Below are 12,611 nucleotides of genomic sequence, written 5' to 3'. Positions count from 1 at the left end.
TCCGGCTCAGGCTGGTTTGACGGTGTCGAGCAACGAACGCGCGGCCCACTTGTGGAAGTAGTGAGTCGGCAGGTCCATTTCCGGCGAGAAAGCGCCGCCGTTATAGCCCGGTGAGCTGCGACCTTTCTGCATGCCTTCAACCGAAGCGATGTCCTCGGCAAACACCACGCGCCAGGATTCCATCACCGCGTTGCGCGCGGCTTCGTAATGGGGGTCGAGCGCTTCGTCACCGACGTAGAACAGGCGCAGGTGCTCGACGGTTTTGCCGGGGGCGATTGGCTCCAGCATCATCGCGAAGGCGTGGTCGGCCTGGATGCCCAGCAGCACGTTAGGGAAGAACGCTACGTATTCGGCGTTGCGCAGTCGGTCGGTCGGCCACGACGGGAACATCGGCAAATGCGTGCCGGCGACGTCCGAGAGGTTGTAGGCGTAGCTGCCCTGACCGGCGAACTGGTCGAAGAGAATGTTGTAGTGATCTTCCAGGCGCGAGTAGGTGTTCAGGCTCGGGTGCACCCACGGCAGGTGATAGGCCTCGCAATAGTTCTCGACCGCGAGTTTCCAGTTGCAATTGACCTCGATCGCCATCGCACCGCTGTGGGCTTCGCGACGCATCAGACTCATGCCGTCGTCGCCAAGGAATTGCTTCCAGCGTTCAGTCAACGGGGCGAGGGCGTCTTCCAGTGCCGGGGCATCGCCGGACAGGTTAACGAAGACCATGTCCATCCAGATCGCACTACGCAATGCTTTCAGACCGTGCTTTTCACAGGCGAAACGTTCGTCCTTGTGCTGGTTGATCCCGCCCACATGCGGCGTGCCGCGCAGGGCACCGTTCAGATCATAAGTCCAGGAATGGTAAGGGCAGCGGATCATGCCTTGAATGGTCCCGGCCTCCTGCACCAGTTTCACGCCACGGTGGCTGCAGACGTTGTGGAACACCTGCACCTGGCCTTCGCGGTTGCGCATCATCAGCAGCGGCAGGCCCATGAAATCGACGGGTTTGACGTAGGCATTGGTCGGCAGGTCAGTGGCAAAACCGATGCACGCCCAGTTCTTGCCCAGCACCTGATCACGGTCCAGTTCGAAGTAGCGTTGTTCGGTATAGAAGTCGTTGGTCAGGCCGTGGGCGTGCTCGATAGGGGCGAGGACGTTTTCCAGGCTGTGGACGGGAATGAGGTTGGCGATGCCCATTATTGTTTTCTCCAGATCGCACGGTAGGTCGGCCTTGTCGGCCTGTTGTCCGGAGTGATTCTTCAGGGCGTGGCGGGTGGCGAACAAACCATTTTTCAACGCCGATTAATGAGAAAAAGTCATTTATGACGGAGTAGAAAACCGCATGGATACTCATGCTGAAATCTCATTAATCCATGAGATTAAATGGTTTGTTGAGCGCTCAAGGCTCGCTCATTGTTGGCCGCGCAATGAGCGACAGACATTGCCTACAAAAAAATCCCGTAAAGCGCTGTACTACAAAAACAAGGGAGACAGCTGATGCGTGCCACCAGTGGCCTTTTCAAAGGGCTCAATCCAACCGTGACTGTCGTGTCGGTCGCCATGGTCATTGCCTTCGTTCTGCTCTGCGCCCTGAAGGGCGATCAGGCAACCGTCGTGTTCAAGACCGCTTCCGATGCCATCCTCCACAACTTCAAATGGTTCTATCTCGCCTTGGTCAGCGGCCTGCTCGGCGTACTGCTGATGATTGCGTGCAGCCGATACGGCGCACTCAAACTGGGTCGAGAGCATGACGTTCCGGAGTTCAGTTTCAGCGCATGGATTGCGATGTTGTTCAGTGCCGGCATGGGCATTGGCTTGATCTTCTGGTCGGTCGCAGAACCGGTTCTGCACTACGCCAATAACCCCTTCGCACCTGGCCTGAGCGACGAAGCGGCGACCGTTGCGATGCGCCTGACCCTGTTCCACTGGGGCCTGCACCCGTGGGCGATCTTCACCATGATCGGCGTCAGCCTGGCCTATTTCGCCTACTGCAAAGGCTTGCCGCTGGCGCTACGTTCGATTCTTTATCCGCTGATTGGCAAGCGCATCTACGGGCCGATCGGCCATGTGGTGGACATCCTAGGCGTGGCGATCACCGCGTTCGGTGTGTCGCAGTCGCTGGGTCTTGGCGTGGTGCAGATCAACACCGGTTTGCATCAGGTGTTTCAGTTGCCGGTGAGTATCGGTTTTCAGCTGTCGATCATCGCCTTCGTCAGCTTGATTGCGGCGGTGTCGCTCGTGGCCGGGTTGTCCAAGGGCATGAAGCGCCTGTCGACGCTGAACATGTGGATGTCGTTCGCCTTGATGCTGGTGGTGCTGTGGCTCGGTCCGACCCGTTACATCCTCAACTTTTTCTTCGAAGCGACGGGCGATTACGTTCAGCACATCGTCGGCCTGAGTTTGTGGACGGACACCCAGGCCGACAGCGGCTGGCAGAACAGCTGGACCGCGTTCTACTGGCCATGGTGGATGACGTGGGGGCCGTTTGTGGGCTTGTTCATCGCGCGCATTTCCAAGGGCCGGACGATTCGCGAACTGATCCTCGGCGCGCTGGTGGTGCCGACGCTGGTGACCATTCTATGGATGTCGGTGTTCGGTGGCTCGGCCCTGAATGATGAGCAACAGGCCCGCCACGCCCATGCACAATTGCCGGTGGCCGAGCAGGTTGAAGCAACGCCGTTTACTGGTGGCCCGGTGTTGCAGGCAACCCAAAAAGAAACCACGGCCGCGATGTTTACCTTGCTGGAACGTCTCGACGGCCCGGTCACTGGCGGCATTCTTTGCGTGATCGTCTGCCTGCTGTTGGCGGTGCATTTCGTCACCGCCGCCGATGCCGGGACGCAAGTGCTGTGCATGCTCAACTCGGTGGGCAGCATCAATCCGCCGAACTGGATCCGCGTGCTGTGGTGCGTGCTGGAAGGGGCGATTGCTGGCGGATTGTTGTTGGCTGGCGGCCTGGTGGCGATTCAGATGGCAAGCATCATCATCGGTTTGCCCATCGCGGTGTTTCTGTTGGTCACCGGCTACAGCCTGCTGCGCAGCTTGCGCGCCGACACCATGAGTTCTGCGGAAGGATTGATGGTGATGCGTGCGACGGCCAATGAGCCGATGGCGGCAGACAATAACGGTGCTTTCGCGGCGGTGATGCCATCCCGAGAACTGGCATAAATCAACCTGCAGCGAACCCATGAAAAAACCGGCGAATCAATCGCCGGTTTTTTTTCAGCCGTGGATCGTTTCTGCGATGTGGTGCATCAACCATTGGCGGAAGCGGTTGACGCTTTGGCGATTGGCCGCGCGCCCCAAGGGCTCGAGCAAACAGAATTGCGCCTCGGTGCGCAGATAAATATCCACGGGTTTGACCAGATTGCCGGCCTGCAAGTGATCGCCCATCAGGTTCGACCACGCCAGCGCGATCCCTTGGCCGGCCAGTGCCGATTGGATCAGCATCGAATAACTGTTGATATTGATCCGCCGGCGCGGCTCCGGCACCGGGTAGCCCAGATGATTGAACCAATCCTTCCAGCCGATCCAGTCACTCTGCGGGTCTTCCAGCCATAACCAGGTGCATTCGCCGAGGTGCTGCGGGTCGGTGATTTGCGGGTGTTGCGCCAGATACGCCGGGCTGCACACCGGAAAAATCTCTTCGCTGAACAGCGGCGTCACCTGCATGTTCTTCGGTGGCTTGCTGCAGTAATACAGCGCCAGATCACAATCCAGCCGCGAGAAGTCACTGATCTGATCCGTGGCAATAATGCGCAGGTCGATCTCTTCATGCTGACGTTGAAACTCTGACACCAGCGGCAGCAACCATAGCGATGCCATCGCCGTACTCGTCACCACGGTGACCTGCTGCGCACCGCGCCAATGCCGCACACCGGCGGTAGCATGGGCGATCTGTTGCAGATTTTCGCGCACGGTTTCGCAGTAACTCTTGCCGGTGACGGTCAGGTTGATTTCGCGGGTGGTGCGGGCGAATAAAGGCGTGCCCAGATAGTCTTCGAGCACACGGATCTGGCGGCTGATGGCGCCTTGGGTAACGTTGAGTTCACGAGCGGCCAGGGTAAAGCTCAAATGCCGAGCGGCGGCCTCGAATGCCACTAGGCTGTTAAGCGGTGGCAGGGGTTGCAGTTTCATCGGGCGATCACTTTCTTATAGGTTTTGTGCAGCGTGCGCCGATTGTGCAGAAGGCGTTCAAGGGCCGCCAGTTTTTTGTGACCGGGCAGTACCGGGTACGACAGATGGCTTACGCCAGCATTTCAGTGATCCACTGCGCCTCTCGACGAACGTCCGCGATTTTGTCTTCTGGCAACGCCTGCTGCGCGCGGGCGAGGTGGCTGAGGGTCTTCTGCTTGTGGTGAAGTTTGTGCTGCCATTTGATCAGGAATGCCGGGCTGCGCGCCTGCATTTGCAAGGGACCGAAATACAATTCCTTGTCGGTGTAGCGGACCGCTTCGGCGCGCTCGGCGACGATGATTTCGTAGTCGAAGCGACTTTCGCGCAGCACTTCTTCGCTGAGGATGCGGTAGCCGTTTTCCATCAACCACAGGCGCAACGGTTGCTCGCCACCATTGGGCTGCAGGATCAAGCGCTCGTCGCCGCTCAGGTGCGTTTTGCCGTTTTCGAGAATGTCGCGGATGGTCTCGCCGCCCATGCCGCAGATGCTGATCGCGGTGATCCGGTCTGCGGGTTTGATCGCCGCCAGGCCATTGGCCTGGCGCACGGTGATTCGCGCTTGCAGGTCGTTTTCACGCACCGTGCGCTGCGCCGCCTGAAACGGCGTCAACGCCACTTCACCCGCCACCGCCGCCTCAATCGCGCCACGGCGCATCAACGCCACCGGCAGATACCCGTGATCGGAACCGATATCGGCCAGCCGCGCACCAGCCGGCACGTGTGCGGCCACACGCTCCAGGCGCATGGACAAAGTGTTTTCGTTCAACGGCAACCCCTGATGTGCCTGATGTTTGCGGCATCGTTGGCGGGAAAAAGGGGTGCGACTTTGTCGGGCTAAGGTTGGCCTGTCAAATTTTCGCGACCACGGCCGTTTTTTTAAAAGCGATCAAGCCTGTAGGCGTCGTTGGTGGGTAAGTCGCCCGGAGCAATCGCTGTGGGTATCGCAGCCATCCGCACCACCATCTCCGCCGTCACCGCCGCCTGCGTCAATCCTAAATGCTGATGCCCGAACGCAAGCAACACCTTGCCATCGCACACTTGATCAATCACCGGCAATGAATCCGGCAACGATGGACGAAAGCCCATCCACGGTGTCGCTGCATCTACGTTCAAATCCTTGCGAAATAACCCCTGACTCAAACGAAGCAGTTGCCATGCGCGCTCCATGCTCGGCGGCTTGTGAAGCCCGGCGAACTCGACGGTGCCGGCCAGGCGCAAGCCTTCGGTCATTGGCGTCATGATGAATTTGCGCTCCAGCGAGGTGACGGGGAAGGGCAGGCGATCGTGTTCCTGCGGCAGCATCAGGTGATAGCCGCGCTCGGTGTCCAGCGGGACTTTTTGGCCGGTGAGTGCGGCGGTGAGTTTTGCCGAGTGCGCGCCGCAGGCAATCAGCACGCGGCTTGCACTGATGCCGCCATCGCCGGTGAGCAGCGAAACGCCGTGTTCCTGCACATAGCCCCCTTGCACCTGTTGTTGCAGGAAACTCACGCCGCTGGCTTGCGCCGCTTCCACCAGTTCGCAGACCACGCGATAGGGATCGATGAAATGCCCGGTGCGCGGGAAGAACAGGCCGCCCTGAATCTGTTCGCTGAGTTGCGGCGCGGTGTCGCGGATGGCACTGGCCTGCCAGTAATCGACCGCGACCTGCTGCTGAGTCATCCGCGCTTGCAGGGCTTCGATGGCTTGGCGGGACTCAGGCTTTTCGAACACCAACAGTGAGCCGTCGACCTTGAGCAGATCAGGACGCTGGATATCGCTGAGCAATCGATGCCAAGCGTCGAGACTGCTTTCGTTGAGTGCGCGTAGTCCGGCCACGGTTTTCTGAAAAGGCTCGGCGCGCAGGTTCAGCAACAGTCGGGTGAACCACGGCAAGGCGCGGGGCAGGTATTTCCAGTCCAGGCGCAGCGGCCCCATCGGATCCAACAGCATCGCCGGCAGGCGTTTGAGGATGGAGGCGTCGGCAATCGGGAACACCTGTTCGGTCGCCAGATGTCCGGCGTTGCCAAACGAGGCGCCGTGGCCGGGCGGCTGCTGATCGATGACCATCACGCGCAAACCCTGGCGCGCCAGACGCAGTGCGCAGGCGACGCCGATGATGCCGGCGCCGACCACTGCGATGTCGCAGGAGACGTTATTCGCCATGGTTCGCGGCTTCCCTTTGCCCGTCGAGCAAGCGCCGCAAGTGCAGCGGATTGGCCTGTTTCAGTGCGGCGGGCAACAAGCTGTCGGGGAAATCCTGATAGCAGACCGGGCGCAGGAATCGCAGGATAGCGGCGGTGCCGACCGAGGTCGTGCGCGCGTCGGAGGTGGCCGGGAAAGGCCCGCCATGGACCATCGCATCGCAAACTTCCACACCGGTTGGCCAGCCGTTTACCAGCAGGCGACCGGCCTTGCGCTCCAGTGTCGGCAGCAGGGAGCGAGCCTGTTCAAGGTCGGCGTCGTCGAGGTGCAGAGTGACAGTCAGTTGGCCTTCGAGTTGCTCGGTAACCTGACGGATTTCCTCGTCGCTGCTGCATTGCACGATCAACGACGCCGCGCCGAAGGCTTCGGCTTGCAGGTTGTGATCGCTCAGGAAATTCGCCGCTTGCGTGACGAAGACATGCGCCTGACCCTGATTCGCCCCAGTGCCGATTTGCCCCGCCGCAACGATACGTGCACCCGCGTTCTCGGCTAGCGCTTTCACGGCCGATTCGTACGCGTTGTAGATACCCGGCGTGAGCATCGTTTGCGCCGCACGCGTCTCGATGCACTTGGCTGTTGCCCCCATGAACTCCTCGAGGGCCGGGCCTTTACGGGCAATGACCAATCCCGGATTGGTACAAAACTGCCCGGCGCCCAAGGTCAGCGAACCGACAAACCCTTCAGCCAACGCCTGCGCGCGGTTGTGCAACGCCGCCGGAAACAGCAACACCGGATTGATCGAACTCATTTCCGCATACACCGGAATCGGCTCGGGCCTGGCCTGCGCCGCTTGAATCAAGGCCAATCCGCCAGCGCGGGAACCAGTAAAACCGACGGCTTTGATGCGCGGATCGCTGACCAGCGCAATGCCGACTTCGCGCCCGGAACCGTACAACAACGAAAACACGCCCTCTGGCAAACCGCAGGTTTTCACCGCTCGCGCGACGGCACGACCGACCAGTTCACTGGTGCCGGGGTGCGCGCTGTGCGCCTTGACCACTACCGGGCAACCGGCCGCCAGTGCCGAAGCGGTATCACCGCCGGCCACCGAAAATGCCAGGGGGAAATTGCTCGCACCAAACACCGCCACCGGCCCCAGTGCAATCTGGCGCTGACGCAAATCCGAACGCGGCAATGGCTGGCGCTGTGGCTGTGTGTTATCGACACGTACATCCAGCCATTCACCGGCGCGCACGGTGCGGGCGAACATTCTTAATTGTTGGCAAGTACGCCCGCGTTCGCCCAGTAAGCGCGCTGTGGGCAGGCCGGTTTCGGCGTGTGCGCGGTCGATCAATTCATCGCCAAGGGCTTCGATTTCAGCGGCAATGCTTTCCAGAAAGTCGGCGCGGGCACTGAGGGTGGTTTCGCGGTAGGCGTCCAGCGCCGCCCAGGCCAATGCGCACGCCTGCTCGACGTGCTCGGCCGAGCCACCGGCATAGGCCGGTTCCAGCGCAGCATCCGTGGCCGGGTTGATTGCGTGAATGGCGGTGCGGTTGCCCGCAACCGTGTGCTGCCCGATCAGCATGTGGCCCGTCAGAGTCATGGTGTCTTCCTGATGAAAAAAGAGGGAGGCCTGCCGTGCAGCACAAGGCTTCGCGACAGGTGAGGGGACGTGTCAGGCGAAGTTTTGCTCGGCCGACCAGTTCTCGTACCAGTGACGGAACAGCGAGTACTGCTGCTCGGCATAACGCCGTTGCGAGTCGCTCAATACATCGGTTTCGTTGAAGTGCAGGGTGTATTCCTTGTCGCCGTTGAGCACCATCAAATGCTTGTAATACAGCACCAGATCGCAACCTTCATCGAACGACGACAGCACCGCCAGCGCCGATTCCAGCTCCCGCGCCTGACGTCGCGCCTTCGCATCGCCCTTCGCCGCTTGCTTGCTCAGCGCCACCAATTGCAGCACTTCGCGGGGCAGGGCGTTGCCGATGCCGGTGATGGCACCGGTGGCGTTGCAGTTGACGAAACCGTGCACCACTTGCGTGTCGACGCCGACCATCAGGGTCACGTCATCGTCCTTGGAGGTGATGTTTTCCGCGGCATAGCGCAGGTCGGCGCCACCGCCGAACTCCTTGAAGCCGATCAGGTTCGGGTACTCGCGACGCAGTTCGAAAAACAGGTCAGCGCGGGTGGCGAAGCCGTAGTAAGGGCTGTTGTAGATCACTGCCGGCAGATTCGGTGCGGCTTGCAGAATGGCCGCGAAGTGAGCCTTTTGCGCGGCTGGCGACGCACCACGGGACATGACGCGTGGAATCACCATCAAGCCTTGCGCGCCGACTTTCGCCGCATGTGCCGCATGGGAAACCGCTTCACGGGAATTCACCGCGCCGGTGCCGACAATCGTTGGAATACCAGCGGCGACCAGACGCGCCACACCTTCCTGACGCTCGGCCTCGGTCAGCAGCGGCCAGTCGCCCATCGAACCGCAATAGACCACGGCGCTCATGCCGATATCGATCAGTTCGCGACCCTTGGCCACCAGCGCGTCGAAGTCCGGTTTGCGTTGGGCGGTGCATGGGGTCATCAGGGCTGGCATGCAACCGGTGAAGATGTTGTCGCTCATTGTTTTAACTCCTTGGCACATCATTCAAATTGAGGTGAAAAGTCATCGCAGCGGTTCAGATGCCCCACGCGAACGGATCGGTTTCGTCGATCAGCAGCGTGCTGTCGGCGGTCATGTAGGCGCGGCCAGTGATGTACGGGCGAATGCGCTCGCCCTCCCATTCGAAGCGGCCTTCGAACTGGCTGCCGGTGATGCTTGCCTGCACCCAGGTCGCGCCGGGTTGCAGCTTGTCGTCGGCGGCGAGGCAGGCGAGTTTGGCGCTGGTGCCGGTGCCGCACGGGGAGCGGTCGTAGGCTTTGCCGGGGCACATGACGAAGTTGCGGCTGTCGGCGTTGGCGTCATCGGCGAACAGTTCGATGTGGTCGATCACCGCGCCGTCTTCGCCGTAAATGCCTTGGTCTTCGAGGGCCTTGAGCATCGCCCAGGTGTAGGCGGTGAGGTGTTCGACGTTGTCCATCGTCAACGTTTGGCCGTGCTCCGAGACGAGGAAAAACCAGTTGCCGCCATAGGCGATGTCACCGAATACCTGGCCGAATCCCGGCACGTCCACCGGCACCTGTTTGCGGTGGCGGTAGGCGGGGACGTTGCCCAAGGTGACGGAGCCGTCGTCATGCAGCGTGGCGCTGACCGGGCCGACCGGCGTGTCGATCTTGTGCACGCCCGGCTGGATTTTTCCCAGGTACTGCAACGAGTTGATCAGGCCGATGGTGCCGTGGCCGCACATGCCGAGGTAGCCGGCGTTGTTGAAGAAAATCACCCCGCAGGTGGCCTCCGGCGAGACCGGCGCGCAATACAGCGCGCCGACCAACACATCGTTGCCACGCGGTTCCAGCAGGCAGGCGCGGCGCCATGCATCATGCTGATTGCGCAGGGCATCGCGTTTTTCCACCATGCTGCTGCCCGGCAGATCAGGAAAGCCGCTCATCACCAGGCGCGTCGGTTCACCGCCGGTGTGGGAATCAATGACGTGTAGTTCTTTCATGAATGGATCCCGTTGGGTGAGTTCAGTAAGCGCCGGCAGGGCGCGCAGACACGGTTGAGGCGGGCGCTACGACTTCGCTTTCCTCGTCGTCATCTTCAAGGCGCAGCAGGTGCGCCGGCACGCCTGTCGCGGCGCCCCAGTAATAGATACCGGTGGCGCAAGCGGCGACGACGATGGTGTCGAAGGGGTGAGTGAGGATGCCGAGGCCACCGAAGGTGCCGAGTTTCGACAGGACGATGGTCACCGCGTAGAAGGCGATCAGCCACGCCGACGAGCGCACTTGGCGGGCCAGATTGAGGTGAGCGGTCGGCACGAAACGACCGCACAGCAGATAAACCACGAACATCAGAATCTGCAGGCCGAGCAGCCATGACACGGTGTTCCAGCCCGACCAGTAAACGATCAGCGCGGCGATGATGAACGACACCGGCCCGAGCACGCCCATGCACTTGACCCGGAACGGGCGCGGCATGTTCGGTGCGTTGCGGCGCAGGGCCGCCACGGAAACCGGGGCCACGGCGTAGCTCAGCACCAGCGCAGCGGAGACCACGTTGATCAGCGCTTCCCACGACGGGAACGGCAGGGTCCAGAACACCGACAGGGCAAAGGTCAGCCACAACGCCGGGCGCGGAATGCCGGACTTCTCATCAATGTGGGTGAAGACTTTGAAGAAGGTCCCGGTCTGTGCCCAGCCGTAGATCACGCGCGGGGTCGCGTTCATGTAGATGTTGCCGCAGCCGCTCGGCGAGATCACCGCGTCGGCCACCACCAGATACGCCAGCCAGCCCACGCCCAGCGCCAAGGCGATGTCGCGATAAGGCAGGGCGAATTCCTTGCTGATCCCGGCCCAGCCGTTGGCGAGCATTTCGGTCGGGATGCTGCCGAGAAAAGCCATTTGCAGCAGTACGTAAATCAGCGTCGACAGCAGCACCGACAGGATCAACGCGATCGGAATGGTGCGCTGCGGATTCTTCACTTCACTGGCCACCGAGATGATCGGTGTCAGTCCCAGATAAGCGAAAATGACGCCACCCGCCGACACCGCCATCTCGACACCGGACAGGCCGAACGGGGCGAAGCCCTGAACCTCGAAGTTGGCCGGTTTGAAGAAGGTGAACAGCACACCGATCACCAGCAGCGGCACGATGAACTTGAACACGCTGATCAAATTGTTGGCCTTGGCGAAGGTCTTCACGCTGCGATAGTTGAGCAGGAAAAACACGCACAACAGGCCGAACTGCACCATCCAGCCGAGGATCGTCGGATCGCCGCTGCCTGCCTTGGTCAGGCCGGGAAACCAAGCCGCCGCGTATTGGCGCGAGGCAACCACTTCGATGGCCACCAGACTGGAAAACGCGATCAGCGTGATGAAGCCCATCAGATAACCGAGCAGCGGCCCGTGGGAGTAAACCGGGTAGCGCACCACGCCGCCGGCACGCGGTAGGGCTGCGCCCAGTTCGCAGTAAACGATGCCCAGCAACAGCACGGCAAAACCGCCCAGCAGCCAGGAGAAAATCCCTGCCGGCCCGGCAATCGCGGACACGTGACTGGCCGCGAACAACCAGCCGGAGCCGAAGATCGCGCCGAGTCCGATAAATGTGAGGTCGATCAGTGAAAGCTGTTTTTTGAACTTGCCTTGGCCTGACATGGCATCGCCTTCTTGTGAGTTATTGGATAGGCAGTTGTGTCACTGGGACGGCCAGACTTTGAACTCATCGGTCGCGCGGCGATTGATGTTTTGCGATGGGTTGGATGACGAATTCAGCACAATTGCGCCGATTAAACGCGGCTCTCGACATGCGCTGAACGATCCTGCAATCTGCACGCGAACGCTGCAGGGCGGGCACTTGGCCAATCCGGTTACGAGGGGATTCTTTGATGCAGCACGCGTTTTCGCTCCTGGCCCAAGGCGTTGGCGACAATCATCCGCAGACTTTGGAAGAGCTGTTGGCCGGCGCGGCATTGCTGTTGCCGATGCTCGACGTGATCCCCAACGCGGCGATTTTCATCAAGGATGTGCAGGCCCGTTACGTCCTCGCCAATCGCACACTGGTGCAACGCTGCGGCTTGAAAGATTTGGGGCCGCTGCTCGGTAAAACCAGCGCGCAGGTTTTCCCTGCGCAGCTGGGGCCGGGTTACACCGAGCAGGATCGCAAAGTGCTGGAGGAGGGCTTCGTGCTGGAAGATCAGCTGGAGCTGCATCTGTATGGCAGTCGCGAACCGGGCTGGTGCCTGACGCACAAACAGCCGTTGTATAACCGCGATGGCGAGATCATCGGTCTGGCGGGTATCTCGGTCGATCTGCAATCGGCCAGCGAAACCCATCCGGCGTTCCAGCGACTGGCTGCTGTCGATGAGCATATTCGCGCGCATTTCAATCGGCGCGTGACCCTCGGCGAGCTGACTAAAATCGCCGGTATTTCAGTCGCGCAACTGGAGCGCTACTGCAAGCGCGTGTTTCACCTGACGCCACGGCAGATGATCCAGAAAGTGCGCCTGGAACATGCCCATCGATTGCTGCATACGGACTTGCCGATCACTGAGGTCGCGCTGCAATGCGGTTACACCGATCACAGCGCCTTCACCCGTCAGTTCAAAGCCTCGACCGGATTCACCCCCCGCCAATATCGCCAAGCCACCTCACCTCTGTAGGAGCTGCCGCAGGCTGCGATCTTTTGATCTGTCTTTTTAAAAACAACATCAAAAGATCGCAGCCTG

The 12,611-nt window shown here is 60.7% G+C and carries 10 protein-coding genes; 2 read left to right on the top strand and 8 right to left on the bottom strand.

Annotated features, from left to right (window positions below):
* Positions 1-6: 6 nt before the first annotated feature.
* Positions 7-1,188, bottom strand: coding sequence for an aromatic ring-hydroxylating dioxygenase subunit alpha (locus EJA71_RS06510; RefSeq protein WP_158955298.1), 1,182 nt, complete (start codon positions 1,186-1,188; stop codon positions 7-9).
* A gap of 300 nt (positions 1,189-1,488) precedes the next feature.
* On the opposite strand from EJA71_RS06510, the gene EJA71_RS06505 reads away from it, so the two are divergent.
* Positions 1,489-3,159, top strand: a complete 1,671-nt coding sequence (locus tag EJA71_RS06505) for a BCCT family transporter (protein ID WP_158955296.1) — start codon at positions 1,489-1,491, stop codon at positions 3,157-3,159.
* Positions 3,160-3,213: 54 nt separating this feature from the next.
* Here EJA71_RS06505 and EJA71_RS06500 read toward each other — a convergent pair whose 3' ends face one another.
* The 7 genes from EJA71_RS06500 to EJA71_RS06470 all read right to left on the bottom strand — a co-directional run bounded on the left by EJA71_RS06500 (position 3,214) and on the right by EJA71_RS06470 (position 11,541).
* Positions 3,214-4,128: a LysR substrate-binding domain-containing protein gene (locus EJA71_RS06500; RefSeq protein ID WP_158955294.1), complete on the bottom strand. Its 915-nt coding sequence runs from the start codon at positions 4,126-4,128 to the stop codon at positions 3,214-3,216.
* 109 nt (positions 4,129-4,237) lie between these two features.
* Positions 4,238-4,933 (bottom strand): class I SAM-dependent methyltransferase, encoded by a 696-nt coding sequence (locus EJA71_RS06495; protein WP_306110079.1) that lies wholly within the window; start codon positions 4,931-4,933, stop codon positions 4,238-4,240.
* A 110-nt stretch (positions 4,934-5,043) separates the two neighbouring features.
* Complete coding sequence (locus tag EJA71_RS06490) at positions 5,044-6,309, bottom strand: FAD-binding oxidoreductase (RefSeq protein WP_158955292.1); 1,266 nt, start codon at positions 6,307-6,309, stop codon at positions 5,044-5,046.
* Complete coding sequence (locus tag EJA71_RS06485) at positions 6,299-7,891, bottom strand: aldehyde dehydrogenase (NADP(+)) (protein ID WP_158955290.1); 1,593 nt, start codon at positions 7,889-7,891, stop codon at positions 6,299-6,301. Before EJA71_RS06485 ends, EJA71_RS06490 begins: the two co-directional genes overlap by 11 nt.
* Positions 7,892-7,963: 72 nt before the next feature.
* Positions 7,964-8,911 carry a dihydrodipicolinate synthase family protein gene (locus EJA71_RS06480; protein WP_158955288.1) on the bottom strand — a complete coding sequence of 316 codons (948 nt, stop codon included), beginning with the start codon at positions 8,909-8,911 and terminating at the stop codon, positions 7,964-7,966.
* Between the two features lie 55 nt (positions 8,912-8,966).
* A complete protein-coding gene (locus tag EJA71_RS06475) occupies positions 8,967-9,893 on the bottom strand; it encodes a 4-hydroxyproline epimerase (protein WP_158955285.1) in 927 nt (308 codons plus the stop codon).
* A gap of 22 nt (positions 9,894-9,915) precedes the next feature.
* Positions 9,916-11,541: an APC family permease gene (locus tag EJA71_RS06470; protein WP_158955283.1), complete on the bottom strand. Its 1,626-nt coding sequence runs from the start codon at positions 11,539-11,541 to the stop codon at positions 9,916-9,918.
* 230 nt (positions 11,542-11,771) lie between these two features.
* Between EJA71_RS06470 and EJA71_RS06465 the strand changes: the two genes are divergently transcribed.
* Positions 11,772-12,545 carry an AraC family transcriptional regulator gene (locus EJA71_RS06465; protein ID WP_158955281.1) on the top strand — a complete coding sequence of 258 codons (774 nt, stop codon included), beginning with the start codon at positions 11,772-11,774 and terminating at the stop codon, positions 12,543-12,545.
* Positions 12,546-12,611: the final 66 nt, after the last annotated feature.

Origin of the sequence: Pseudomonas sp. PB106, from assembly GCF_009764645.1 — a bacterium.
In the GTDB taxonomy this organism is placed as follows: Bacteria; Pseudomonadota; Gammaproteobacteria; order Pseudomonadales; family Pseudomonadaceae; genus Aquipseudomonas.
This window is presented reverse-complemented; position numbering and strand designations above follow the sequence as displayed.